The organism is Magnetospirillum sp. WYHS-4, assembly GCA_039908345.1.
GTDB lineage: Bacteria > Pseudomonadota > Alphaproteobacteria > Rhodospirillales > GLO-3 > JAMOBD01.
In genome coordinates this window covers 18,774-41,797 of the sequence record JAMOBD010000020.1, presented here as the reverse complement: position 1 = coordinate 41,797, position 23,024 = coordinate 18,774, and the positions used below count along the sequence as shown (strand labels likewise).

Annotated in this window: 23 protein-coding genes; 14 read left to right on the top strand and 9 right to left on the bottom strand. The window is 67.1% G+C overall.

What is annotated here, in order from left to right:
• Positions 1 to 1,056, bottom strand: a 1,056-nt coding sequence (locus H7841_07960) for a B12-binding domain-containing radical SAM protein (protein ID MEO5336812.1), incomplete at its 3' end; no start/stop codon positions are given.
• 201 nt (positions 1,057 to 1,257) lie between these two features.
• Here H7841_07960 and H7841_07955 point away from each other — a divergent pair.
• Positions 1,258 to 1,689 carry a response regulator gene (locus tag H7841_07955; protein ID MEO5336811.1) on the top strand — a complete coding sequence of 144 codons (432 nt, stop codon included), beginning with the start codon at positions 1,258 to 1,260 and terminating at the stop codon, positions 1,687 to 1,689.
• A gap of 241 nt (positions 1,690 to 1,930) precedes the next feature.
• Positions 1,931 to 2,494: a response regulator gene (locus tag H7841_07950; GenBank protein ID MEO5336810.1), complete on the top strand. Its 564-nt coding sequence runs from the start codon at positions 1,931 to 1,933 to the stop codon at positions 2,492 to 2,494.
• On the opposite strand, the gene H7841_07945 is transcribed toward H7841_07950, so the two are convergent.
• Positions 2,495 to 3,385, bottom strand: a complete 891-nt coding sequence (locus tag H7841_07945; protein MEO5336809.1) for a folate-binding protein — start codon at positions 3,383 to 3,385, stop codon at positions 2,495 to 2,497. It abuts the gene before it with no gap.
• A 52-nt stretch (positions 3,386 to 3,437) separates the two neighbouring features.
• Between H7841_07945 and H7841_07940 the strand changes: the two genes are divergently transcribed.
• Both H7841_07940 and H7841_07935 read left to right on the top strand, forming a co-directional pair.
• On the top strand, positions 3,438 to 4,304 hold the full coding sequence (locus H7841_07940; protein MEO5336808.1) for an oxaloacetate decarboxylase: 867 nt from the start codon (positions 3,438 to 3,440) through the stop codon (positions 4,302 to 4,304).
• A gap of 147 nt (positions 4,305 to 4,451) precedes the next feature.
• Entirely contained in the window at positions 4,452 to 4,673 is a 222-nt protein-coding gene (locus H7841_07935; GenBank protein ID MEO5336807.1) for a hypothetical protein, read from the top strand.
• Here the strand turns inward: H7841_07935 and H7841_07930 are convergent.
• Positions 4,670 to 5,473 (bottom strand): ABC transporter substrate-binding protein, encoded by an 804-nt coding sequence (locus H7841_07930; GenBank protein MEO5336806.1) that lies wholly within the window; start codon positions 5,471 to 5,473, stop codon positions 4,670 to 4,672. The two genes, H7841_07935 and H7841_07930, sit on opposite strands and share 4 nt — an antisense overlap.
• 149 nt (positions 5,474 to 5,622) lie before the next feature.
• Between H7841_07930 and H7841_07925 the strand changes: the two genes are divergently transcribed.
• Together H7841_07925 and H7841_07920 are read left to right on the top strand one after the other, a co-directional pair.
• The gene (locus H7841_07925; GenBank protein ID MEO5336805.1) at positions 5,623 to 7,662 is read left to right on the top strand and encodes an ATP-binding protein; all 2,040 of its coding nucleotides are present in this window, start codon (positions 5,623 to 5,625) and stop codon (positions 7,660 to 7,662) included.
• A gap of 130 nt (positions 7,663 to 7,792) precedes the next feature.
• Positions 7,793 to 8,602: a bacteriohemerythrin gene (locus H7841_07920; GenBank protein MEO5336804.1), complete on the top strand. Its 810-nt coding sequence runs from the start codon at positions 7,793 to 7,795 to the stop codon at positions 8,600 to 8,602.
• On the opposite strand, the gene H7841_07915 is transcribed toward H7841_07920, so the two are convergent.
• Positions 8,603 to 9,445, bottom strand: coding sequence for an endonuclease/exonuclease/phosphatase family protein (locus H7841_07915; GenBank protein ID MEO5336803.1), 843 nt, complete (start codon positions 9,443 to 9,445; stop codon positions 8,603 to 8,605).
• A gap of 2 nt (positions 9,446 to 9,447) precedes the next feature.
• On the bottom strand, positions 9,448 to 10,599 hold the full coding sequence (locus H7841_07910; protein ID MEO5336802.1) for a cyclic nucleotide-gated ion channel/potassium channel family protein: 1,152 nt from the start codon (positions 10,597 to 10,599) through the stop codon (positions 9,448 to 9,450).
• A 55-nt stretch (positions 10,600 to 10,654) separates the two neighbouring features.
• On the opposite strand from H7841_07910, the gene H7841_07905 reads away from it, so the two are divergent.
• Positions 10,655 to 11,917 carry a DNA photolyase family protein gene (locus tag H7841_07905; GenBank protein MEO5336801.1) on the top strand — a complete coding sequence of 421 codons (1,263 nt, stop codon included), beginning with the start codon at positions 10,655 to 10,657 and terminating at the stop codon, positions 11,915 to 11,917.
• Positions 11,918 to 12,247: 330 nt separating this feature from the next.
• Here the strand turns inward: H7841_07905 and H7841_07900 are convergent, their stop codons facing one another.
• The 4 genes from H7841_07900 to H7841_07885 form a co-directional block, all read right to left on the bottom strand.
• On the bottom strand, positions 12,248 to 13,618 hold the full coding sequence (locus H7841_07900) for an FAD-dependent oxidoreductase (GenBank protein ID MEO5336800.1): 1,371 nt from the start codon (positions 13,616 to 13,618) through the stop codon (positions 12,248 to 12,250).
• Positions 13,615 to 14,325: a VTT domain-containing protein gene (locus H7841_07895; GenBank protein ID MEO5336799.1), complete on the bottom strand. Its 711-nt coding sequence runs from the start codon at positions 14,323 to 14,325 to the stop codon at positions 13,615 to 13,617. Before H7841_07895 ends, H7841_07900 begins: the two co-directional genes overlap by 4 nt.
• 62 nt (positions 14,326 to 14,387) lie before the next feature.
• Positions 14,388 to 15,191, bottom strand: coding sequence for a pyrroline-5-carboxylate reductase (proC, locus tag H7841_07890; GenBank protein ID MEO5336798.1), 804 nt, complete (start codon positions 15,189 to 15,191; stop codon positions 14,388 to 14,390).
• Position 15,192: 1 nt separating this feature from the next.
• Positions 15,193 to 15,696: a YbjN domain-containing protein gene (locus H7841_07885; protein MEO5336797.1), complete on the bottom strand. Its 504-nt coding sequence runs from the start codon at positions 15,694 to 15,696 to the stop codon at positions 15,193 to 15,195.
• A 267-nt stretch (positions 15,697 to 15,963) separates the two neighbouring features.
• On the opposite strand from H7841_07885, the gene H7841_07880 reads away from it, so the two are divergent.
• From H7841_07880 to H7841_07850, 7 genes are all read left to right on the top strand, one after another.
• Positions 15,964 to 17,154, top strand: coding sequence for an aspartate aminotransferase family protein (locus tag H7841_07880; GenBank protein MEO5336796.1), 1,191 nt, complete (start codon positions 15,964 to 15,966; stop codon positions 17,152 to 17,154).
• Positions 17,151 to 18,068, top strand: a complete 918-nt coding sequence (gene argF, locus H7841_07875) for an ornithine carbamoyltransferase (protein ID MEO5336795.1) — start codon at positions 17,151 to 17,153, stop codon at positions 18,066 to 18,068. Before H7841_07880 ends, argF begins: the two co-directional genes overlap by 4 nt.
• On the top strand, positions 18,068 to 18,949 hold the full coding sequence (locus tag H7841_07870) for an Hsp33 family molecular chaperone HslO (protein ID MEO5336794.1): 882 nt from the start codon (positions 18,068 to 18,070) through the stop codon (positions 18,947 to 18,949). Before argF ends, H7841_07870 begins: the two co-directional genes overlap by 1 nt.
• Positions 18,950 to 19,094: 145 nt before the next feature.
• Positions 19,095 to 20,513 carry a circularly permuted type 2 ATP-grasp protein gene (locus H7841_07865; protein MEO5336793.1) on the top strand — a complete coding sequence of 473 codons (1,419 nt, stop codon included), beginning with the start codon at positions 19,095 to 19,097 and terminating at the stop codon, positions 20,511 to 20,513.
• A complete protein-coding gene (locus H7841_07860) occupies positions 20,507 to 21,418 on the top strand; it encodes an alpha-E domain-containing protein (protein MEO5336792.1) in 912 nt (303 codons plus the stop codon). The genes H7841_07865 and H7841_07860 overlap by 7 nt, the downstream gene beginning before the upstream one ends.
• Before the next feature lie 2 nt (positions 21,419 to 21,420).
• The gene (locus H7841_07855) at positions 21,421 to 22,245 is read left to right on the top strand and encodes a transglutaminase family protein (GenBank protein ID MEO5336791.1); all 825 of its coding nucleotides are present in this window, start codon (positions 21,421 to 21,423) and stop codon (positions 22,243 to 22,245) included.
• Positions 22,242 to 22,982, top strand: coding sequence for a proteasome-type protease (locus H7841_07850; GenBank protein ID MEO5336790.1), 741 nt, complete (start codon positions 22,242 to 22,244; stop codon positions 22,980 to 22,982). The genes H7841_07855 and H7841_07850 overlap by 4 nt, the downstream gene beginning before the upstream one ends.
• The last annotated feature ends 42 nt before the right edge of the window (positions 22,983 to 23,024 follow it).

Below are 23,024 nucleotides of genomic sequence, written 5' to 3'. Positions count from 1 at the left end.
GGTTTCCGCGGAGTCCCCGAAGATGAAGTTGCCCTGGATGCCGATCCTCCCGTCGTAGGTCAGGCGCAAGGCCTTTTCCAGCCGGTCGCGGTCGATCTTCTTCTGCATGCTGGTCAGTACCCGGTCGCTCATGCTTTCCAGGCCGTAGCTGGCGATGACGCAGCCGGAGTCCCGGAGGGTGTCCACGACCTCGGCATCGACGATGCTGGCATGCATCTGGGCGGTCCAGCGGATGCCGAACTCGCGGATGCGTTCGCAGAACTCCATCAGCCGGCGCTTCTTGACCGCGAACAGTTCGTCGTTGACCATCAGCAGGTTGATGCCGAAGCGGTCCACCAGGGCTTTCAACTCGGCGAAGAACCCGTCGAGGGACCGTTCCCGATAGACGCGTCCGATGGGGTGGAAGCAGAAGGTGCAGGCATAGGGGCAGGACCGGCTGACCACCATGGGCAAGGCGCGCGGCGGGTCGGCGAACTGGAACAGCGCATTGTCGGCCGGGCTTTGCAGGGACAGCAGGCGGTCGGCGCCGAAACCCTCGTAGTCGGGCCAGGGCAGGGCGTCGATGTCGCGCAGAGGGCCGCGTTCGGGGGTTCTCCGCAGGCTGCCGTCCGGTTGGCGCAGCCCCAGCCCCGCGACCTCTTCAAGGCCTTTCCCCGCCTCCAGGGCCGCCGCCATCTCGACGACCGTCTCGTCGGCCTCGCCGATGGCGCCGATGTCCATGTCGAGCAGCGGTGCCACGGCCTCGGGATCGCCGGAAAATACGCCGCCGCCTACCAGGTTGAGGATGTCCTTCTTGGCCCGCCGGGCCCCCGCAAACATGGATTCGACGGCACCGAAGTGGGGCGACAGCCCTCCCGTCGCGAAGACGTCCGGGTCGATGGTCCGGACATGCCGGGCCACGATATCGTCCGGCTTGCCGGCTTCGTGGTTGAGGTTCAGGCAATGGATCTCGTGACCGGCGGCCTTCAGGGCGGCCGAGACGTAGGCAATCCCGAGCGGGAAATCGTAGGCGGTACCGGACGGAACGAAGCGGGGAATGGCGATCAGGAAGCGCATGGCTGTCATTCTAGCGTGAATTTACCGGCGGCGGTATGGGGGGCTGGAAACGGAATCTCCGCAAATTGCCGATATTTTCCCCGGATAATCAATCCAAGTATAGATGATAATATACCAATTCAAATATTTTGACTGATCCGCCAATCGATGAAATCATACATAGAAGTTATTTGTTGCGTGGAATTTTCAAGGGGAAGTCACATGATGCATGGAAATCCGGAAGTCGCCGCCGCCCCGTCCTCGCGCCGCCGCCTGCGGGTTCTGGTGGCCGACGGCTGTTGGAGCGACTACAGCCCGCTTGCCTCTGCCCTGCAAGGACTGTCTTTGTCGGTGGAGATGCATTGGGTGGACAACGGCGAACAGGTCTTCGCCTTCCTACAGAACGGAAGGCCCTTCGAGACGGTAGAGTTTCCGGATGTCCTGGTCATCGATCCGATTCTTCCCGGCCTGGACGGTTGGGAAGTGTTGGCTCGCCTCCGTCGTGAAGGCTATCCGAATGGCCTCAAGGTGATCATGCTTTGCCCGGGGCCGCAACGCTGGGTGCGGCGGCGGTGCGCGAAGTTGGGCGTGGATGCCCTGGTCGAGCGGCCGGTGACGGCGTCCGCTTTCCGTCGTCTGCTGCGCGCCGCCTGATAGCCCCTTTAAGACAGGCCGTTGTGTCGAAGGCGCAAAGCCGGGATCGGCGGAGATTGCCTAAAATTTTAGGTATTTTCCCCGCAAAGAAATAGCAATTACACTGCAAAGTGTTTGCAAATAAAACATTTGCACAATCGATTACATTTGTTTACAATATGAACAGTAAGCAAATGAAGTCCAAGGCTACGGCCCTTGCGATTTGGACGAAGCCGGACTGGTCCGCCGGCGGAGTGGTGCGATGACGACGGTACGATCCCTGTTCAGTCCCCTGGAGCGAGAACGTGGCGCCCGCTTCCTGGTCGCCGAACGCGACGCGGGGTACGCCTGTACCGGGGAAGGCGGAGTGTTGACGCTGGCTCACGACTTGCGGCGCGACGGGTCGCGCCAGCCTGTCGCCGGGATGCGTCCCATCCGGGTGTTGCTGGCGGATGAATCGCCGGGCGAGCGGCGGCTGATCCAGGCGATCCTCGACGAATTGCCGTTGGCGGTCGACTTGGCCTGGGCGGATAGCGGCGAGGGAGCCCTGGCCCATTTCGGCAACGGTGGCATGAACGGCTTCCGCCACCATCCGGACGTCTTGCTGATCGACCCGGTCCTGCCCGGCCTTGACGGTTGGGAAGTCATCGCCCGCCTGCGCCGGGACGACGACTTGGCGGACCTGCGCATCGCGGTTATGGCGCCGCAGCCCTCGGACTACATGGTGCGCCGTTGCCGCGAGTTGGGCGTGGACGCCATCCTGGAAAAGCCGGTGACCGGCACTGCGCTGGACATCCTGCTGGGCCGCCTGGCGAACGATCGCTGATCAAACCTTCATCCAGCCGGGCCGGCGGGGCGTCAAGCGAGCCCCGCCACAGGTCATCGCGTTGGTTCCTTCCATGCCTTCCAGGCGAATCAAGGCCAAGCCGAAGTTGTATCTCGCCGTCCGCATTTCCCCCGCATCTTCGCCGTCCCGAAGGATCGGCGTTCCCGGGGCTGGCGTGGGGCCATCGATGGCGACGGGCATCAGGCGCTTGCGGATCAGGCCGCGATGCTTGGTTCGGGCCGTGAGTTCCTGCCCCATGTAACAGCCCTTGGAGAAGGACACCCCGTCCAGTTCGTCGAACCCGTTCTCCAGCAGAAGGGCCCGCTCGACCGGAAGATCGCGGCTGCCGTCGGGTAGGCCGAGGGCGAGGCGATGGGCATCCCAGTCGGCGAACGAGGCGGCGGAGAATCCCGCGCTTTCCGCGAATTCGATGGCGGCAGGGCGCGGAGCCAGGAGGCGGAGGCCCGCCTCCGGCAGGCGTGGGTCGACGAAGACGACTCCGCCGGCGCAAGGGGCCGCGATCCCTCGTTCGGCGGGCAGGCCCAGGACTGCGGGCGCCTCATCGCCCCAGAGCGCCAGCACCGCGGTTCCAGCCGACCGGTCGGCGAGCTCGACCTTGGAGCGCAACTTGTACATGGAAAGCCGCTTGAGGAAGCCGGCCAGGCGCTCGCCACCCTCGCAGTCCAGCAGGAAGGCGCCCTCGCGCTCGGCCAGGAAGAAGTCGTAGAGATACTTCCCTTGAGGTGTCAGGAAAGCCGACCAGAGGGCACGGCCGGGACCGGCGCGAGCCACGTCGTTGCTGACCAGTCCCTGCAGGAACGCGACGCGGTCCTCGCCCGTCACGTCGATCACTCCGCGTTCTTCCAGGACGGTGTACGACATGGCGGTCATGGCTTTCCTCCTCTGGCCTGCGGTAAACTTAGTCGCCTGACCGGAGGATTCAATGTCGAAAGCCCAGCGCCTGCGTGAAATGATCGCCGCCGGACCCATCGTCTTCGGACCCGGCGTCTTCGACGCCCTGAGTGCCCGTCTGGCCCAACAGGCGGGTTTCTCCATGGTCTTCGGCAGCGGCTACGGCATCGCGGCCACGCGTCTGGCGGCGCCCGATTTCGGGCTGCTGTCGGCCACCGAAATGCTGGAGGCGGCGGGCGCCATGGCGGCGGCGGTCGATGTCCCGCTGATCGCCGACCTGGACACCGGCTACGGCAATCCGCTCAATGTGATCCGCACCGTCCGCGAAGCGGTCGGCAAGGGCGTCGCAGGGTTCATCCTGGAGGATCAGGAATGGCCCAAGAAGTGCGGCCACTTCGCGGGCAAGCGCGTGATTCCGGCGGGCGACCATGCCGCCAAGATCCGGGCGGCCGTCGAGGCGCGAGGCGACAGCGGCCTGGTGATCGTAGCCCGCACCGATTCCCGGGCCGTGCATGGTCTGGACGACGCCATCGCCCGCGGGCGGCTCTATGCGGAAGCCGGGGCCGACGTGATTTTCGTCGAGGCCCCTCAATCCCGCGACGAACTGGTGCGCGTGGCCGAAAGCCTCAAGGGCATTCCGTTACTGGCCAACATGGTGGAAGGCGGGCGGACGCCGACGCTTCCGGCGGCGGAACTGGAAGGTCTCGGCTTCCGCCTGGGTGTCTTCCCCTTGTCCGGCCTCTTTTCCGCGGCCGCCGCCCTCGAACGCTGCTATCGCCATCTGGCGGTTCATGGAACCAGCGGGGGGCTGGAAGGCCTGTTGGACTTTGCCAGCTTCGAGGCCGTGGTCGAAACCCCGGCTTGGCGCCGTCTTGAGGAGAAGTATTCCGGGCCGTGATCGACCGCCAAGGGGGCCGGTGCGGTCATTGTCCCGGCCTATGCCGACACCGGACGGTGGTGGCGCCGGTTCCGGCCATTTTACCTATGGACTTCCGCATCCCGTCGGTACTAATCCTTATAGCCCCTTTTCCATTGGGAGACGCTAATGTTCTCGCGCAAGGCCGCGGCCGTCGAGGTCGGACAGCGATTCGTCAAGGCGAAGGGCGGCGCGGGCCTCGTTTGGGTTGTCGACCGGCTGTTCGAGCCGGTGCCGGGAAGGCCGCACGTGCGCTTGGTGCGAGAAACCGGCGGTGGTGCCAGCATCACCATCGCCCTGACGGTGTTGACCGATAACGAATTCTTCCTGCCGGTTTCGGACGCCGCCTAATCCCCCAGATGGACGATGGCCCCCAGGCCGTTGGCCCCGGCAGCCTTGGCCAACCTGCCGTCCTTCTTGGCGCGGGCGACGAAGGCATCCACCGCTTCCAGCCATTTGGCATCGCCCTTGTTCACCGCATAGGCATAGGACGTGGGGGCGAGCGGCTGCTGCGGTTCCACCAGGCGGGCCCAGTCGTGGCGGGCCAACATCTTGCGGCTGAAGGGATAGTCGGTCATGAAGATGTCGGCCCGGCCGCTCATGACTTCCTGTTCGCGGGCTTCCGGCGTATCCAGGCTCACCAGCTTGGCCTTCTTCAGGGTGTCCTTCATCACCGGTTCCATGAAGGTTCCGGTGGCCACCACCACCACCATTCCTTCCTGATCCACGTCGGCCCAGGACTTCAAGGTCTTGTGGGCCTTGGTGGTGACGCCCAGGATGCCGCTCTGGAGATGAGGACGGGTGAAGTCCAGTTTCTCCTGGCGCAGGGGGGTGATGCCCACCGCATGCATGCTGACGTCGCACTTGTCGGTGGTCAGGTCCTCGACCAGGGCCTTGAAGGAACTGTCGACGAAACGGACCGCGACGCCCAGGTCCTTGGCGAACTCTCTCGCCAGATCGATGTCGATGCCTTCCAGGCTGCCGGTTCGCGTATTGCGGTAGGAGATGGAATAGTAGTCGGGCCAAATGCAGACTCGGACTTCCTTTGTCCTCGCAACCCTGTCGAGATGGCTTTCTCCGGGCGGTTGGGCTTGCGCGGCGCCGACGGCCAGGACGAGGGAAATGCCCAGCAGGATGGAAGCGGTGTTCATCGCGTTCTCCCGATTGGAATCGATCCAGCATACTACTATAGTCCTATTCCATGATGGGGCGGCAACAGTGTTCTTCCGGATCTCGGGAGCCCTCCGTATCGGTCGGCCAAGCGGCACGCCTGTACCCACGCCGCCTGATGGGGGCGGTCGTGCTGTTCGGGATCGGCGTGGCGGCGGCGGTCGTCGTCGCCCTGGCTGTGGCCTTGCTGGCCGGCCGCCAGCAGGCCCTTGATGCCGGGCGGGCGGCTTCGGTGAGCCTGGCCCGCGCCGCCACCGACAGCACGGCGCGTATCGTGCAGTCGGTGGATGTGGTCCTGGCTTCGGTGGCCGAGGCGATGCTTCAGCGCCAGTCTCTGGGCGATGGGGCCGTTGCCGAAGCCCTGCGGCAGCGGTTGCTGTTCTCGCCCCAACTCCGCCAGATCCTGGTGGTCGATTCCGAGGGGCGGGTGCTGTTCGACACGGCCGGCACGCCGGCCGGCACAACCGTTGAGGCGGCGGGCCTGCTGGCCGCCCATCGCGATTCGGTCCGGCCCCTGGTGATCGGCAAGCCGCTGGCCCAGCGTTTCGTGGGTGGCGGCGCCGGCGGCGGCCAGTATCTCATCCCCATGACAAGGACCTTTCGGGATAGCCGGGGCGGCACCGGGCTCTTGATCGCCGCGATCAATCCCCAGCATGTGCAGTCCATCTTCGACGCCCTGGAGACCGGCGAGGGTGGGACGGTGTCCCTGCACCACTTCGATGGCACGTTCCTGGCGGGAACCGGATTGAAAATCCAGCCCGGCGATTCCAGCCGGGAACACGAGCCCTTCCGGTCGTTGGTCAAGGACGCGGAATTCGGGTCCTTCTCCGATGTCGATCCCGATGGGAGACGCCGCCTCGCCAGCTATCGCATGACCCTGGTCTGGCCTCTGGTGATCGGCGTGAGCCTGAGCGAGGAAGCGATTCTGGCGTCCTGGCGCCAGGGCGCCGAGTCCCTGGCCGGACCGGTGGTGGCGGTAGCCCTGGTGGTTCTCGGTCTGACCGGGGTTCTGGCGCGTCTCCTGGTCCGCCGGGTGCGGGACGAGGAAGCCTTGTTGCTCAGCGACATGGCGCTGGCCCATGTCGCCGACGGGGTGACCATCACCGACGCCCTGGCCCCCGACAATCCGCTCGTCTACGTCAATCCCGCCTTCCGGCACATCACCGGCTACGATGCCGCCCAGGTCTTCGGGCGCAATCCCCGCTTCCTGCACGGCGAGGATCGCGGCCAGGAAGGCCTGGAGGCCATCCGCCTAGGCTTGGCGGACGGGGGAAGCGCCACGGCGGTGCTACGCAACTACCGCAAGGACGGCAGCTTGTTCTGGAACGAATTGACGGTGACCGCCGTTCCCGACGGGAGCGGCCGCATCGTCCATTACGTCGGCGTGCAGCGCGACATCACCCCTAGGGTCGAAAGCGAAGCCCGGCTGCGCAAGAGCCTTGCCGAAACCGCCCATGCCCATGCCGAATTGGCGCGCTTTTCCGAGATTCTGGCCCATCACATGCAGGAACCGGTCCGTTCCCTGGTCAGCTTCACCCAGCTTCTCGGCAAAAGGCTCGGCGATCAACTGGGGCCCAGCGAGAGGGAATACATGGATTTCACGGTCGCCGCGGCGCTGCACCTGAAGCGGCTGTTGCGGGACGTGGAACTCTACCTCTCGGTCGACCGCCTGCCGGCCGGCGAAGGCATGTTTTCCGCCGAAGCGGCCCTCAACGAGGCCCTGCGGCGCCTGAAGCGCCAGATCATGAGTTCCGGCGGCAGCGTCACGGCCACGGCCTTGCCCGAGGTGCGGCTCGATATCCGCCGGCTGGCCGAAATCTTCGCCCGTCTGATCGAGAACTCCCTGACCTACTGTCCGGGAGGTCGCCTGCCGGAGGTATCGGTCTCCGCCCGATGGGACGAGGAAACAGCCGTCTTCCGAGTCGAGGACAACGGCGCCGGCATCCCGCCCGAGTACCGCGAGCGGGTTTTCCGGGTGTTCGAACGTCTGGAAACCGGCGACAGGCACGAAGGTACGGGTATCGGCCTGTCCCTGGTCCGCAAGATCGTCACCCTGGCCGGAGGAACCGTGGCCATCGAGGCGCGGCCACAGGGGGGAACGGCGGTGGTTTTCACCTTGCCGCGCCAGGTTCCGGGCCTGCCGGGCATCGCAAATGGATCATCCTCGTGATCTTTCCGGGGCTTGCCCGCCGGTTTTTCTAGGGACTTGCCGGGTAGTGTGATAGCAGGCCGCTTCAAATCGCCGTATTGGACAAGGGGCTGAGGCCGTGCACGCCGCCGACTGGACTGCGGGAATCGAAATGGGGATTCCCTTCGTGGACTCGGATCACCGGGTTCTCCTGCGGCTGTTCAACCACCTGGAAACGGCGGTAGGGGACAGGGAAGATTCCTCCGTCGTCGGTAGCATCCTCGATAGCCTGACCGAATACACGAAATATCATTTCGCCCGCGAGGAACACCTGATGGAGCTTTGCGGCTACCCTCAGCTGGATGCCCACCGGGAGACCCATCGGCGGCTGACAGGGGAGGTCGGCGACTTCATGGCAGCCCTGGCCGCCGATCCGGGCGGCTTCGATTCCCGACGTTTCGTGGATTTCGTGCGCGGTTGGCTGATCAGCCATATCCTGCAGGACGATTTCGCCTACCGGGATATCTGCCGGGACAAGACGGAAGCCATTGCCCAGGCGGGGGCCTGCCGCCTTACCGATGGAATGGGGAGCGGCCTCGACTGGAGGCGTCTGAAGGTCCTGCTGGTCGAAGACAATCCCAACTTCCGCCGCTTGATCGAAACCCTGCTGACGGTGGCCGGTACCCACGAGGCCCGTTCCGTGATGAGTGCCCAGGAAGGTCTGGATAGCCTGATGAAGTACCCGGCCGATGTCGTTCTCTGCGACGTGGTGATGGACGGCATGGACGGCGTGGCTATGGCCCGCGAGGTTTTCCGCATCGATCCCCTGACCCGTTTCGTTTTCGTCAGCGGCCTGGATGGCGAGGTTCTTCGGCGACGGGCGTCTGCGGTGGGGGTGGATGCGGTGCTGGAAAAGCCGTTGAGCGCCACCGGCCTTTTCGGCGCCATCGCCAAGGCCATGGACGGCGCTGTCCGCCAGTAATCAAGCCGGCTCGATCCGTACCCGCAGGCCATAGTGGTCGGAGACGGGAACGCAACGCCCGTCGGACAGGTCGGCGCGCGGCTCGTGCAGGGCGAGCCCGGCCTCGCAGGCCCGTGCCGGACCCCGCAAAAAGACATGGTCGATGCGCTGGGGCGGCAGGGAGCGGTTCAACTCTCCGGTAATCATGGGGTTGGCGGGGTCCCAGGTGAAGGCGTCTTCGCCGGGTTCCGCCAGGGCGTCGCGGAATCCGCCGGCCAGGACCTGGCGGTAGTTGGCCGGCGAGGTGTGGGGCCCGCTGTTGAGGTCGCCGGCCAGGACCACCGCTGCGGCGCCCGGCCCATGGGCGACGGCCAGCAGTTCGGCGATCTGGGCGGTGCGCACCGCCTCGGCGGGCGGCGCCTCCGGATGGTGCTTGAGCCCGCCGGCGCAAAGATGGAAGTCGATCACCCGCGTGGGGCCCAGGGAGGGCAGGTCGATCAGGCATTCCAGCAAGCCCATGCGGATGGCGAGGCGTTCCTCGAAGAAGGCGGCGCGGAATTCGCGCGGCCGGGCGGCGAGGATGGGATGGCGGGACAGCACCATCAGCCCGGTGCCCAGCGGCAAGCCCGGATGGCGGATGCCGGCGGCATGGGGGAAGAGGTCCTTTAGGCCGCCGGCCAGATCGGCTCGATGGGGACGGCGGAAGACCTCCTGCAGGCAGACGACGTCGGCATCCGATTCCCGCAGTGCCTGGAGAAGGGCCCGGCGGCGCGGCTCGATCCAGGGTGCCGCCTTATAGACCCGGACCCGGCCGAACAGGCGCACGTCCAGCAGATAGGCGTTGAGAGTAAGGAAGACGGCCATGGCTAGCGCCGTTCCGCCGCCTGTTCGCCCAGGCGCTGGCGCGCCGTTTCGGCGATGGCCTCCATCAGGTGCGGGTAGTGCTCGACGAAGCGGTTGAAGTCGCGGGCATCCAGGATCAACAACTGGCAGCGGGTCATCGCCTTGACGGTGGCGGTACGGGGCCCCTGCTGCAAGAGGGCGATCTCGCCGAAGAATTCACCGTCGCGCAGGACGAACTTTCCATGCTTGGCGGTCACTTCGACCACGCCGGAAACGATGAAGTACATGCATTCGCCCATTTCGCCTTCGCGCACCAGGACCTCGTCCTTGATGCTGCGGTAAAGGCGCAGCAAGGAGGCGATCTCGGCGATCTGCTGGGCGGCGAGCTTGGTGAAGAAGGGCACCTTGGCGACCAGGGCCCAGGTGGACAGGAAGCTGCGCCGCCGCATCTCCTCGGCGAAACCGGAAGCCAGGATGGATGCCGGCAGGGCGAACATGCAAAGTCCCAGCACCGCGGTCGCCGCCCCCATGACCTTGCCCAGCGGCGTGGTGGGCACCACGTCGCCATAGCCCAGGGTGGCCAGCGTCACGATGGCCCACCACATGGCCTGGGGAATGTTGCCGAACCCCTGGGGATTGACGCCCCGTTCGGCGAAATAGAGCGCCGTCGAAGCCGACAGGGCCAACAGCAGCATGATGAAGAGCGCCGAAGCCAGAGGCCGGATTTCCTGCAGCACCACCACGCCCAGGGTCTCCAGGGCCGGCGAATAGCGGGCCAGCTTGAGGAACCCCATCAGGCCGAAGACGATGTTGCCGTCGGCGGGCAGTTCCAGCATCTTGCCCACCACGAAGGGAACGACCGCCAGGAAATCGCAAATGCCATATGGACTGACCAGATAGGCCAAGGTCGCCGATCCCGTACGGGCCTGGACGATCCGCAAGGCGTAGTCGGCCCCCATGACGACCACGGTCAAAATCTCGACGATCCGGGCCGCGTTCTCGTACGCGCCCCAGAACCCATCCACCGTGTCCAGCATGGTAATCAGGGTGGTGACGACGACGGTGACGATCATCCCCAGGCGATAGGCACGGGCCTGGGCCGGAGCCAGCGGCCCGGTGGCGAGAAGTTCGGATATCCAGCCTTCCGGCTTGTCGATCACGAAAAAAGACCCCATCCTTTTTTCGACAGCCTAACGCAAGCTACCCCTCCGCAAAAGCACGGATATTGCCATGGCCGGTTTCCCCGTCGTCGTCTGGTTTCGCCGCGATTTGCGGTTGGGCGACCATCCCGCCCTGGCCGCGGCGGCGAAGGGGCCGCTGCTGCCAGTCTTCGTCTTCGACGAAACGGCCTGGGGCCGGGCCCAACTGCCGCGATTGGCCGCCAGCCTCTTCGCTCTGGACACCGCCTTCCGCGCGAAGGGGGGACGGCTCGTGGTTCGGCGGGGCAAGCCGGCCCAGGTGCTTCCCGGTCTGATGGCGGAAACGGGGGCAAGGCAGGTCTTCTGGAACCGCGACCCGGCGGAACCGGCCCCGGCGGGGCTGCCGGGCCGGGAATTCCCGTCCTCCCTGCTGTTCGAGCCGGGCGGCGTCCGCAATGCCGAGGGCGGGCCCTACAAGGTCTTCACCCCCTATTGGAAGGCGCTGCGCCGCCTGCCGCCCCCACCCCGCCCCCTGCCGGAACCGGACCGGCTGGGGCCGATCCCCGAAGCGGCCGGGGAGAGCCCGGCGGGAACGGGAGCGGCCGGCGAGGCGACCGCTCGTGCCCGCCTGGAGTCTTTCCTCGACGCGGGTCTGGCCGGCTACCTGGAGCGGCGGGACATCCCCGCCCTGGCCGGCACCTCCGGCCTGTCGGTCCCGCTCGCCTTCGGCGAACTGAGCGCCCGCCAAGTCTGGTGGGCGACGGTGGCGGCGATGGCGGGGCGCGAGAACGACGGCGAGGGATTTCTTCGTCAACTGGCTTGGCGGGAGTTCGCCTACCACAGCCTCGCCGTCTTCCCCCAGCTCCCCGAACGCAATCTCAACGAATCCTTCGATGCCTATCCCTGGCGGGACGATCCCCAAAGCCTGGCCGCCTGGCAGGAAGGCCGCACCGGCTTTCCCCTCGTCGACGCGGGCATGCGCGAATTGGCGGCGACGGGGACCATGCACAACCGGGTGCGCATGGTGGCCGGCTCCTTCCTGGTGCGGCTGCTGGGCATCCATTGGCGAGCGGGATTGGCTTGGTTCCGGGACCGCCTGCTCGACCACGATCCGGCGCTCAACGCCATGAACTGGCAGTGGGTAGCGGGCACCGGCATCGATGCCCAGCCCTTCTTCCGCATCTTCAATCCGGCCGGCCAGGCGGCGAGGCACGATCCCGACGGCGCCTACGTCCGCCGCTGGGCGCCCCAGGGCCCGGCGCCGATCCTCGATTACACCCAGGCTCGTCGACAGGCCCTGGCGGCCTATCGCGGACTGCCGAAGATCAAGCCGCCAACTCATGCCGATCATTGACTTGTACGACGAACTGGAATTCGTATTGTTTCCCTCAAGGGAGCCTGAACTCATCGTCGGGGGCGGGCACGGAATTGCTTAAGAAGGCTGTCGGTTCGCGGGCGCGCGGTGCCTGCGGCAGGGGGGATGGTCGACGGCCGTCCTTCTTGTTTTCGTTCTGCTGGGACTTGGCGCATCCGGCCCGTCGCGGGCGGAACCGGCCGGTGCGGAAATCCGGATCGCCGACGACCTGCCCACGGTCTTCACCAGCCGGGACGAGGTGCGACCTTCCGTTTCACCCTGCCGGGCGACTGAACCGCTCCGGCTGCGACGGCGCCCGCCGGGCCGCCTTCAGGAAATGCGCATCAGGAAGCGCACCAGCTTTCGCGTCCGTTCGCCGAACAGCATGGGCGCGAAGAAGCTGGCGGCGGCGCGTTTGGAGGCTTCGCCGCGGGTGGGATAGGGGGCGATGGTTTCGGCCATGGCTCCCACCTTGAGCCTCTGCGCGACGGCCAGCACCCAGGGCTGGATCAATTCCCCCGCCAACGGACCGACGATGCCGGCCCCCAGGATCTTCCCCTTGGGCGTGGCGACAATCTTGACCAAGCCGTCGCATTCGCCGTCGGTACGGGCCCGGTCGTTCTCGGAAAACGGCCAGCGCAGCACCCGGATGGGGCCTTTGGCCTTCGCCTCTTCCTCCGACAGGCCGACCCAGGCCAGTTCCGGATCGGTGTAGGTGCATCGGGGCATCGCCCGAAGATTGGCCCGGACCGGCAGCTTGAACAGGATGTTCTTCAGCACGACCCCGGCCTGATGGGCCGCTGCGTGGGTGAAGGCCGGCCCGCCGGTCACGTCGCCGATGGCGTAGATCTCGGGATTGGTGGTCCGCATGCGGCGGTCCACATGGATCCCCTGGGGCCCGTGGCGGACGCCCGCCAGATCGAGGTTCATTCCCTCCACATTGGGCTTGCGCCCCGCCGCCACCAGCAGGTGCGAGCCCGCGATGCGGGAACCGTCGGTCAGCAGGACGACAGGGCCGGGCTCGACGGCGGCGATGCCGACGCCTTCGCGCAGGTCGATGCCGTCGCGCCGCATCGCGAGGCGCAGCACCTCGACCAGTTCCTCGTCATCGCGGGGCAGCAGGCGGACCATTTCCAGCACCGTCACCCGGGCGCCCAGGCGGCGGTGGGCCTGGGCCATCTCGGCGCCGACGGGACCGCCGCCGATGACGATCAGGTGTTCGGGCACCGCCTCCAGGCGGAACAGGGTCTCGTTGGTCAGGTAGGGTACCGCCTCCAGGCCCGGAATCGGCGGGATGGCGGCCCGAGATCCGGTCGCCACCACGAAGCGGCGGGCGCGGACGATATGCCCGCCCGCTTCCACCCGGCCGCCGCAGACGAAGGCGGCGGCCCCCCGGATCACGGCGACCCCCAAGCCCTGGAAGCGTTCCTGGGAATCGTTGGGAGCCAAGTCGCCGATGATCCGGCGGACGTAATCGTAAGGAGCCGCTTCGCGCCGCCGGGCGGCGGCCAGCAGGGCCTTGGAAGGCACGCAGCCGGCGTTCAGGCAGTCGCCCCCCATCTCGCCCTTTTCGATCAAGGCCACCTTGGCGCCCATCTGGGAAGCGCCGGCGGCCACCGACAGCCCGCCCGCACCAGCCCCGATGACGCAGATATCGACCGGCATCTCGACGCCTACCGGGCAGACGGCGGATTCATTCATGTCCGTTCCTTCCACTTGCGGTAGCCCACCGGCAGCAGGGCCAGGAGGCCCAAGCCGGTCAGGCCGGCCAGCATCTCGGGGGTCATCAGGCTGGCCAGCGACAGGGTCTCGCTGCGCTCGAAGACGCTGCCGAGGCCGGCGCCCAGGCTGGCATAGACGGCGGTGCCGGGTACGATCCCCAGGAGGGTGCCGATCACATAGGCCCGCAAGGAGACCCCCAGGAACGCCGGCGCGATATTGACCAACCAGAAGGGAAAGAGCGGGATCAGGCGCAGCATCAGCATGTAGGAGAGTTCGTTGTCGCGGAAACCGTTCTCCAGGCGGCGCAGGAAGGGGCCGGCCCGCTCGTGCAGCCAAGCGCCCACCGACAGGCGGGCGATGAGAAACAGCGCCGTGGCGCCCGCCGTGGCGGCGATCACCGCCAGCAGGGTGCCTGCCCCGGCCCCGAAGACGAACCCACCTGCCAGGGTCATGGCGGTGCCCGACGGCGGCAGGAAAACCACCGCGGTCGCATAGAGGGCCAGGAACAGCAGGGCCGCCGTCCAGCGGTTTTCTCCCACCCAGACCAGCAGGGCCTCGCGATTGTCGCGCAAGCCCTGAAAGGACAGGGTCTCCTGCAGGCCCGCCGCCTGGAACGCCAGCACGCCGGCCGCCAGCAGAAGCAGCGGCAGGGAACGGCGGAGGGGCTTGCAGGCCAGGCAGGTCATACCATCCATCATGGTCAATCGCGGGGCTTGCCGCCAGTCATCTCTGCGCGATCCGGGCGCGATCAGCCCGCCAAGTCCCGCGAGCGCCGAGTGGCGGCGGCGATGGCCCGGTCCATGAGCGGTTGCAGGCCGTCGTCCGCCATCAGCACGCCCAAAGCGGCGGCGGTGGTTCCGCCGGGGCTGGTGACGTTCTTGCGAAGGGTCTCCGGCGCCTCGGGGGAGCGGAACAGAAGCTCGCCCGATCCGGCCACCGTGGCCCGCGCCAAGTCGGCCGCCAGACCGGCAGGCAGGCCAGCGGCGGCGCCGGCCTTGGCCAAGCATTCGGCGAGCAGGAAGACATAAGCCGGGCCGCTGCCCGAGACCGCGGTCACCGCGTCCATCAGCCTCTCATCGTCCACCCAGTAACAGGCACCGACCGCCTCCAGCAGATCCTGGCAGCGGCGCCGCTGGGCCGCGTCGACGGACGGACTGGCACAGGCCACCGTGACGCCCCGGCGTACGGCGGCCGGCGTGTTGGGCATGGAACGCACCACCGCGGCCCGCGGGCCCAGCAGGCGGGCGAAGACGGCCAAGGTCTTGCCGGCGGCGATGGACAGGAAAACCGTGCCGGTGGCGGCAAAACGGCCGTAGACGGGGGCGACGGTGTCCATCGCCTGGGGCTTTACCGCCAGCACGACCACCTCGGGCCGCAGATCGGCCGGAAGCTCTTCCGCGCCGGCCACCACGGCGACGCCCCGGGAGTGAAGCGCGACGGCCTGTTCCGCGACCGGCTCGACGACGATCACGTCTTCGGAGGCGACTCCGCGATCCAGCCAGCCGCCCAGCAGGGCCGATCCCATCTTGCCGCCGCCGACCAGGACCAGCATTTCAGGCTTCCCCGACCGTATCGACCATGGCGGACTCCAGGGCGTCGGCCGGCGACTTGCCGGCCCAGACCACGAACTGGAAGGCGGGGAAGAAGCGCTCGCATTCCTCGATGGCGGTTTCCACCAGATCCTCGATCTGCTCCACCGAGGGCGCCTGCAGGCCGCGCAACGGCAGAACATGGCGGTAGAGAGGCTGCCCCTCGTCCATCCACAGGCCGAAATGGCCGATCCACAGGCGCTCGTTGATGAGGGCCAGCAGCTCATTGACCGCCGCCCGCCGAGGCTCGGGAACCCGCATGTCGAAGGCGCAGGTGAACTGCACCGCCTCCATGATGTCGTTCCAGGCGAAGTAGAGATTGTGGTCGCACCAGCGGCCCGGTACCCGTACCGCCATCTCGTGATCGCTGTTGCGGTCGAACAGCCAATCGCGCGACGCCACCAACTGCTCGACGATGTCCAGCGGGTGGTTTTGGCTGTGATTATGGATCTGGCTGGTCGACCCCATACCCTCGCCCTTGTTCTCGCGACATGTTGTGGCGGGCGCAAGAGGAACCCACCACGGATAGCCTGCCAAGAGTCGCGAGGCGGCGCAAGGCCTCCGGCCGTCCCGGCGCGGCGATTCTGTGGATAAGGCCGGAGATCGTGACGTCCGGGGTTCGGGGGAGGCGGGGATGGACCGTGCCCATCTGCCGACGAGCGGACCTAAGCGGTTGACAGCCAACCGGTTCTAGGCATAATCGCCGGCTTTCCGCGGAAGACAGGAGGACGGACGATGTCCGCGGTGATGCCGACCTACGCGCGCACCGACGTCGCCTTCGACAGGGGCGAGGGTCCCTACCTGCATGCCACCGACGGCCGTCGTTTCCTCGACTTCGGTTCGGGCGTTGCCGTGACCGCTCTGGGCCATGGACATCCTCACTTGGTCAAGGCGTTGACCGAGCAGGCGGGCAAGCTTTGGCATTGCTCCAACCTCTACCGCATTCCGGGCCAGGAGCGGCTGGCGGAACGGCTGGTGGCCGCCTCCTTCGCCGATTCCGTATTCTTCTGCAATTCGGGCGCCGAGGCGGTCGAATGCGGCCTCAAGATAGTACGCCGCTACCACGACGCCACCGGCAACCCGGGCCGCTACCGGGTCATCGCCTGCCAGAGCGCTTTCCATGGACGCACTTTGGCGACCATCGCCGCCGGCGGCCAGGAAAAGCACCTGGCCGGCTTCGAGCCCATGGTGGAAGGCTTTGACCGCGTCGCCTTCGGCAACCTGAACGAGGTGCGGGCCGCCATCGGTCCCGAAACCGCCGCCCTTCTGGTGGAACCGGTGCAGGGCGAGGGCGGTATCCGGCCGGCCGACGTGGAATTCCTGAAGGGCTTGCGCGCCGCTGCCGACGAATTCGGCCTGCTGCTGTTCTTCGATGAGGTGCAGACCGGCATCGGCCGCACCGGCAAGCTGTTCGCCCACGAATGGGAAGGCGTCGTCCCCGACGTAATGGCCGTCGCCAAGGGCTTGGGCGGTGGATTCCCCGTGGGGGCGTGCCTGGCCGTCGACAAGGCCGCCCGCGTGATGACTCCGGGCAGCCACGGGTCCACTTTCGGCGGCAATCCGCTGGCCATGGCGGCGAGCAACGCGGTGCTCGACGTGGTGCTGGCACCTGGCTTCCTGGATCAGGTCCAGGCGCGGGGAGTCCTGCTGCGCCAAGGGCTGGACAATCTGGTCGCCGCTCATCCGGCGGTATTCGAGGAAGCGCGCGGCATCGGCCTGATGCTGGGCCTCAAGTGCCGGATCGAACCCGCCAAGCTGGTGGCCGCCCTGTTTGCCGAGGGCCTGCTGACCGTGCCGGCGGGCGACAACGTGGTGCGGCTGCTGCCGCCCTTGATCGTCGGCGAGGACCACGTCGCCGAGGCCCTCGACATCCTGGAGCGGGCCGCCGCCAAGCTGGCGGCCGAGGCAAAGGAGAAGGCCGCATGAGCAGCCCCCGCCACTTCCTGGATATCGACCGGCTGGATTCGGCCACGCTCCGGCACATCCTCCACCTGGGCAAGGCGTGCAAGACCCGCAAGTGTCCCGGCGGCAAGGCTCCTTTGGCCGGCAAGACCTTGGCCCTGATCTTCGAGAAGCCCTCGACCCGAACCCGGGTTTCCTTCATGGTCGGCATGCAGCAGATGGGCGGCAACACCGTGGTGCTGGACGAATCCGGCACCCAGTTGGGCCGTGGCGAGACCATCGCCGATACCGCACGCGTACTGTCGCGCTATGCGGACGTCATGATGATCCGCACCAACGATCCGGCCAAGCTGGAAGAATTGGCGGCCCACGCGTCGATTCCGGTAATCAACGGGCTCACCGACTCGTCGCATCCCTGCCAGATCATGGCCGACATCATGACCTTCGAGGAACATCGGGGCCCCATCGCCGGCCATCTGGTGGCCTGGAGCGGCGACGGCAACAACGTGGCGGCTTCCTGGGTCCACGCGGCGGTGCGCTTCGGCTTCACCCTGCGCCTCGCCACTCCGAAGAAGCTGGCCCCGCCCAAAACCCTGCTCGCCTGGGCGAAGATGGAAGGCGGGGACATCCATTGGTGCGAGAACCCGATGGCGGCCGTCAAGGGCGCCAGCCTGGTGGTCACCGATACCTGGGTCTCGATGAACCACGACGATGGCGCCTCCCGCAAGCGGCTGCTGGAACCCTACCGGGTCGACGAAGCCCTGATGAAGACGGCCGGCAGGAAGGCCCTGTTCATGCACTGCCTGCCCGCCCATCGCGGCGAGGAGGTCACCGACGGCGTGATGGACGGCCCCCATTCGGTGGTCTGGGACGAGGCCGAGAACCGGATGCACGCCCAGAAGGGCATCCTGGCCTGGTGTCTGGGCGTCGGGGACTGATGGATTCACAGGACTTCGCGCTACCCTTCCAGTTGGAACGCAACCCGGTACGTGGCCGGCTGGTCCGCCTGGGGCCCGCCCTGGACCGGATTCTCGCCGCCCACGCCTATCCTCCGGCCGTCGCGACCCTGCTGGGCGAGACGGTGGCGCTGACTGCGCTATTGGCCAGCGCCATGAAGTACGATGGGGTCTTCATCCTGCAGGCCCAGGGCGACGGCCCCATCCGCATGATGGTGGCCGACATCGAAAGCGGCGGCGCCATCCGCGCCTGCGCCCGCTTCGACGCCCAACGGCTGGACAAGCCCTCGGCGGCGGCCGGTCCGGTGCCACGCTTGCTGGGCGCCGGCACCCTGGCCTTCACCGTCGACCAGGGCCCCGACACCCAGCGCTACCAGGGCATCGCCGAACTGGACGGCGCGACTCTGGCCGACTGCGCTCACCATTACTTTCGCCGCTCCGAGCAACTGGAGACCGCCATCCTGCTGGCCGCCGGGGACGGCCGCGCCGGTGGGTTGATGCTCCAGCGCATGCCCGCCGAGTCCGGAATCGACGCGGAGCAGGCCGAGGAGGACTGGCGGCGCGCCGTGGCCTTGGCCGGCAGCGTCAAGCCCGTCGAACTGCTCGACGGGAGCCTCGCCCCCGAAGCCCTGCTTTGGCGCCTGTTCCACGAGGAGGATGTCCGCGTCTTCGAGCCCCAGGCCTTCCATGCGGCTTGCCGCTGTTCACGCGGCCGGGTGGCGGCGACCTTGCGGTCTCTGCCTCGGGACGAGGTTCTGGGCCTGCTGGTCGAGGGCCGGGTAACCGTCACCTGCGAATTCTGCAGCCGCAGCCAGGTTTTCGACGAGGCGGAACTGCGGGACTTGTTCGCAGGGGCAGGGTGAATATGCCCAAAACATGCTCACATCTGACATAATGGCTAGTTATTAATCACCCGTCGCGCTCCGCCTGGCGGTTTTCCGCCCCTTTCGTCCCGGCATGCTCCTTGCGACGTCAGGCTCGTGAAGGCAGCGGAGAGGGCTGGCGCGCATGGCATTCGACGAGATGAAATCGCCCGATGGCGGGGTGCGGGCACCCTACCGGGCCTATGAGCATTGGCTGCTTTCCGCTGCGCCTGAAACCTTGCCGGCCAAGCATGCCCAGGCCGACGAACTGTTCCGCCGCCTCGGCATCACCTTCGCGGTCTACGGCGACGAGGAAGGAACCGAACGGCTGATCCCCTTCGATCCCATCCCGCGCATCCTGTCGCGCTCCGAATGGCGGACGCTTTCGGACGGGTGCTGTCAAAGAGTCAGGGCGCTGAATGCCTTCCTCAAGGACATCTATCACGGCCAGGAGATCCTCAAGGCCGGCGTCATCCCCAGGGAGCAGGTGCTGGTCAACCGCTATTATCGGCCCGAGATGCAGGGCTTGGACGTGGCGCGCGACGTCTACGTCCATATCGCCGGCGTCGACGTGGTGCGCACCGCTCCCGGCGAATTCCACGTGCTGGAGGACAACCTGCGTTCGCCGTCCGGAGTCTCCTACATGCTGGAGAACCGGGCTATGATGATGCGGCTGTTCCCCGAGCTGTTCGCCCGCCACCGGGTGGCTCCCGTCGAGGCCTATCCGGAGCGCCTCCTGGCCAACTTGCGGGCCGTCGCCCCGCCCGCCTGCCCTGGCGAGCCGACCGTGGTCCTGCTTACTCCCGGCTACTACAACAGCGCCTATTTCGAGCATGCCTTCCTGGCCGAGCAGATGGGCATCGAACTGGTGGAAGGCCGCGACCTGTTCGTCGACGAGGGCCGGGTCTGGATGCGTACCACCCGCGGCCCCAAGCGGGTCGACGTGATCTACCGGCGCATCGACGACGAGTTTCTCGACCCCCTGGCCTTCCGGCCCGATTCGGCCTTGGGCGTGCCGGGGCTGCTGTCGGTCTACCGGGCCGGCGGGGTGACGCTGGCCAACGCCATCGGCACGGGGGTCGCCGACGACAAGGCCACCTACCTGTTCGTCCCGGAGATGATCCGCTTCTACCTGGGCGAGGAACCCATCCTGGCCAATGTGCGCACTTGGCGCCTGTCCAAGCCGGACGACCGTCGGTACGTGTTGGAACACCTGCCCGAACTGGTGGTCAAGGAGGTGCATGGCTCGGGCGGCTACGGCATGCTGGTGGGGCCGGCCGCCAGCCAGAAGGAGATCGAGGACTTCCGGACCCGCATCCTGGCCCACCCCGAGGTCTATATCGCCCAGCCGACTCTGGCGCTTTCCACCTGTCCGACCCTGGTCGAGCAAGGCATCGCGCCCCGCCACGTAGACCTGCGCCCGTACGTGCTGATGGGCGAGAGGCCGGTGCTGGTGCCGGGAGGGCTGACGCGGGTGGCGTTGCGCGAGGGCTCGCTGGTGGTCAATTCCTCGCAGGGGGGCGGGACCAAGGATACCTGGGTGCTGGAGGACGACCCATGCTGAGCCGCACCGCCGACCACCTTTATTGGCTGACCCGCTACCTGGAGCGTGCGGAGAACCTGGCCCGCGTTCTGGATGCCGCCAACCACCTGTCCCTGTCGGGCGGCGTCGACGCCGTTTCCTGTTGGGCGCCGGTGCTGGCGATTTCCGGCGGTACCGAGGCCTACGACAGGAAATACGGCGCGGTGAACGGCATCGATGTCATCTCGCACGCGGTCCTCGACTGGTCGAACGGGTCGGGCGTGCTGTCCTGCCTGAAGGCGGCGCGGGAGAACGCGCACGCCGTGCGCAGCGTCCTGCCCACCGAACTTTGGCAAGCCATCAACGCAATGTGGCTGGAAGCCCGCACCCTGGACGGCCCGGCCTTGCGCCAAAGGGGCCTGATCGGTTTCGGCGAATGGGTGCGCGAACGCTCGCAGCTGGTGCGTGGCATCGCCCTGGGCACCATGCGGCGCGGCGAGCCTTACCACTTCATGCGCCTCGGCACCTTCCTGGAACGGGCCGACGACATCGCCCGCATCCTCCAGGTCATGGACGACCGCCGCGATGCCGAAGCCGCCCGGCAACTGCGCTGGGCCGGCATCCTGCGCGGCTTCGACGCCCTTCAGCCCTATCGGGCCGCCTACGGCAGCGACGTCGTTCCGTCGCGGGTGGCCCGCCTGATGATCCTCGACGCCGAACAGCCCCGGTCCCTGCATTTCTGCATGGATATCGTCCACAACCACCTGGAAACACTCTGCCCGCCCTGCGAGGGGACCCGGCTGGCCGGGGCGATCCATTCCAGCCTGCGGTTCGGGCGGCTGGAGGACTTGTTGGCCGACGGCCTTGCTCCCTACTGCGCGCGCTTCGTCGCCGACGCCAACCGGCTATGCAACCAACTTCACGTCGACTTCCTGATGGCGTCCTAGACATGCGGCTCGCCATCGAACACCTGACGGAATACCGCTACGACGGAGCGCCGAATACCTCGATCCAGTACGTGCGCCTGACGCCGCGCGCCGACGCGGTCCAGCGGGTGCTGTCCTGGAAAGTGGAGGCGCCGGGCCGCCTGACGCCCTGGACCGACGGATTCGGGAACGCCGTCCATACCGTCGTCCAGGACGCCGACCATCACCATCTGCCCATCCTGGCCTCGGGCGAGGTGGAGACCTTCGAGACTCATGGCGTGCTGCCCCACGTCCCGGGCGGTCTGCCGCCCGAGGCCTTCCTGCGCGCCACTCCGCGCACCCAGCCCGACGCCGGGGTACGCGATCTGGCGGCCCGCTTGGCTCATGACGACCTGCTGTCCGGCCTGCACGCTCTGACCTCCGGCATCCACGCCCTGGTGGCCTATGACCAGGACCAGACCCACGTCGCGACCACGGCTGCCGAAACCCTCGTCAAGGGTGCCGGAGTCTGTCAGGACCAGGCCCACCTGTTCATCGCCTGCTGCCTGGCTTGGGGCGTGCCGGCGCGCTACGTCAGCGGCTACCTGCTGGTTCCGGCGGGCGACGGCCGGCATCTCGCCACCCACGCCTGGGCCGAAGCCTTCGTGCCCGGCCTGGGCTGGGTGAGTTTCGATCCCTCCAACTGCCAGAGCGCCACCGAGGCTTACGTGCGTCTGGCCGTGGCCTTCGACTACGAGGGCGCGGCGCCGGTGCGCGGCCTGCGGCAGGGGGGCGGAGCGGAAGACATGCGGGTGGCGGTTCGGGTAAAGGACATGGCGGAGCCGGAACGGGGAGGGGAGGCCCAATGACCTATTGCGTGGCGATGGCGCTCGGGGATGGACTGGTCTTCGCTTCGGACTCGCGGACCAATGCCGGGGTGGACCATATCTCCACCTACCGCAAGATGCGGGTCTGGGAACAGACGGGGAAGCGGGTGCTGGTGCTGCTCTCGGCCGGCAACCTGGCGATCACCCAGGCGGTGGCGGCGGCGTTGGACCGCGACATCCGCGCCGCCGAAGCCGACCGCAACCTTCTGCAGGCCGAGGACATGTTCTCGGCCGCCCGCCTCGTCGGCCAGGCGGTGCGCCAAGTCCACAACCTGGACGGCGAGGCGCTGAAGGAAACCGGGGTCGAGTTCAACATCTCGCTGATCCTGGGCGGCCAGATCCGGGGCGAGGCGCCAAGGCTGTTCATGATCTACGCGGCCGGCAACTTCATCGAGGCGACGCCGGAAACCCCCTATTTCCAGATCGGCGAGACCAAGTACGGCAAGCCCATCGTGGATCGGGTGGTGACGGTGGAAACCGACCTGGAGCGGGCCGCCAAATGCGCCCTGCTGTCCCTGGATTCGACCATCCGCTCCAACATGACGGTGGGCCCGCCCATCGACCTGCTGCTCTATCGCCGCGACGCCTTTCGCGTCGCCACCCACCAATTGGTCAGCGACGACGATCCCTACTTCAACGACCTGCGCCAGCGCTGGGGCAAGGGCTTGCGCGACCTCTTCCAGGTCCTCCCCGACCCGCCCTGGAAGCTGGAGGGGTAGCGGGGCGCCTGGGCCGGAGACCCGTCGCTTCCCTTTGGCATC

What these genes read in the sequence shown, in the direction of transcription:
- H7841_07955 (MEO5336811.1), top strand. Translation starts at nt 1,258, where the DNA reads ATGATGCATGGAAATCCGGAAGTCGCCGCCGCCCCGTCCTCGCGCCGC.
- H7841_07950 (MEO5336810.1), top strand. Translation starts at nt 1,931, where the DNA reads ATGACGACGGTACGATCCCTGTTCAGTCCCCTGGAGCGAGAACGTGGC.
- H7841_07945 (MEO5336809.1), bottom strand. Translation starts at nt 3,385, where the DNA reads ATGACCGCCATGTCGTACACCGTCCTGGAAGAACGCGGAGTGATCGAC.
- H7841_07940 (MEO5336808.1), top strand. Translation starts at nt 3,438, where the DNA reads ATGTCGAAAGCCCAGCGCCTGCGTGAAATGATCGCCGCCGGACCCATC.
- H7841_07935 (MEO5336807.1), top strand. Translation starts at nt 4,452, where the DNA reads ATGTTCTCGCGCAAGGCCGCGGCCGTCGAGGTCGGACAGCGATTCGTC.
- H7841_07930 (MEO5336806.1), bottom strand. Translation starts at nt 5,473, where the DNA reads ATGAACACCGCTTCCATCCTGCTGGGCATTTCCCTCGTCCTGGCCGTC.
- H7841_07920 (MEO5336804.1), top strand. Translation starts at nt 7,793, where the DNA reads ATGGGGATTCCCTTCGTGGACTCGGATCACCGGGTTCTCCTGCGGCTG.
- H7841_07915 (MEO5336803.1), bottom strand. Translation starts at nt 9,445, where the DNA reads ATGGCCGTCTTCCTTACTCTCAACGCCTATCTGCTGGACGTGCGCCTG.
- H7841_07910 (MEO5336802.1), bottom strand. Translation starts at nt 10,599, where the DNA reads ATGGGGTCTTTTTTCGTGATCGACAAGCCGGAAGGCTGGATATCCGAA.
- H7841_07905 (MEO5336801.1), top strand. Translation starts at nt 10,655, where the DNA reads ATGGCCGGTTTCCCCGTCGTCGTCTGGTTTCGCCGCGATTTGCGGTTG.
- H7841_07900 (MEO5336800.1), bottom strand. Translation starts at nt 13,618, where the DNA reads ATGAATGAATCCGCCGTCTGCCCGGTAGGCGTCGAGATGCCGGTCGAT.
- H7841_07895 (MEO5336799.1), bottom strand. Translation starts at nt 14,325, where the DNA reads ATGACCTGCCTGGCCTGCAAGCCCCTCCGCCGTTCCCTGCCGCTGCTT.
- proC (MEO5336798.1), bottom strand. Translation starts at nt 15,191, where the DNA reads ATGCTGGTCCTGGTCGGCGGCGGCAAGATGGGATCGGCCCTGCTGGGC.
- H7841_07885 (MEO5336797.1), bottom strand. Translation starts at nt 15,696, where the DNA reads ATGGGGTCGACCAGCCAGATCCATAATCACAGCCAAAACCACCCGCTG.
- H7841_07880 (MEO5336796.1), top strand. Translation starts at nt 15,964, where the DNA reads ATGTCCGCGGTGATGCCGACCTACGCGCGCACCGACGTCGCCTTCGAC.
- argF (MEO5336795.1), top strand. Translation starts at nt 17,151, where the DNA reads ATGAGCAGCCCCCGCCACTTCCTGGATATCGACCGGCTGGATTCGGCC.
- H7841_07870 (MEO5336794.1), top strand. Translation starts at nt 18,068, where the DNA reads ATGGATTCACAGGACTTCGCGCTACCCTTCCAGTTGGAACGCAACCCG.
- H7841_07865 (MEO5336793.1), top strand. Translation starts at nt 19,095, where the DNA reads ATGGCATTCGACGAGATGAAATCGCCCGATGGCGGGGTGCGGGCACCC.
- H7841_07860 (MEO5336792.1), top strand. Translation starts at nt 20,507, where the DNA reads ATGCTGAGCCGCACCGCCGACCACCTTTATTGGCTGACCCGCTACCTG.
- H7841_07855 (MEO5336791.1), top strand. Translation starts at nt 21,421, where the DNA reads ATGCGGCTCGCCATCGAACACCTGACGGAATACCGCTACGACGGAGCG.
- H7841_07850 (MEO5336790.1), top strand. Translation starts at nt 22,242, where the DNA reads ATGACCTATTGCGTGGCGATGGCGCTCGGGGATGGACTGGTCTTCGCT.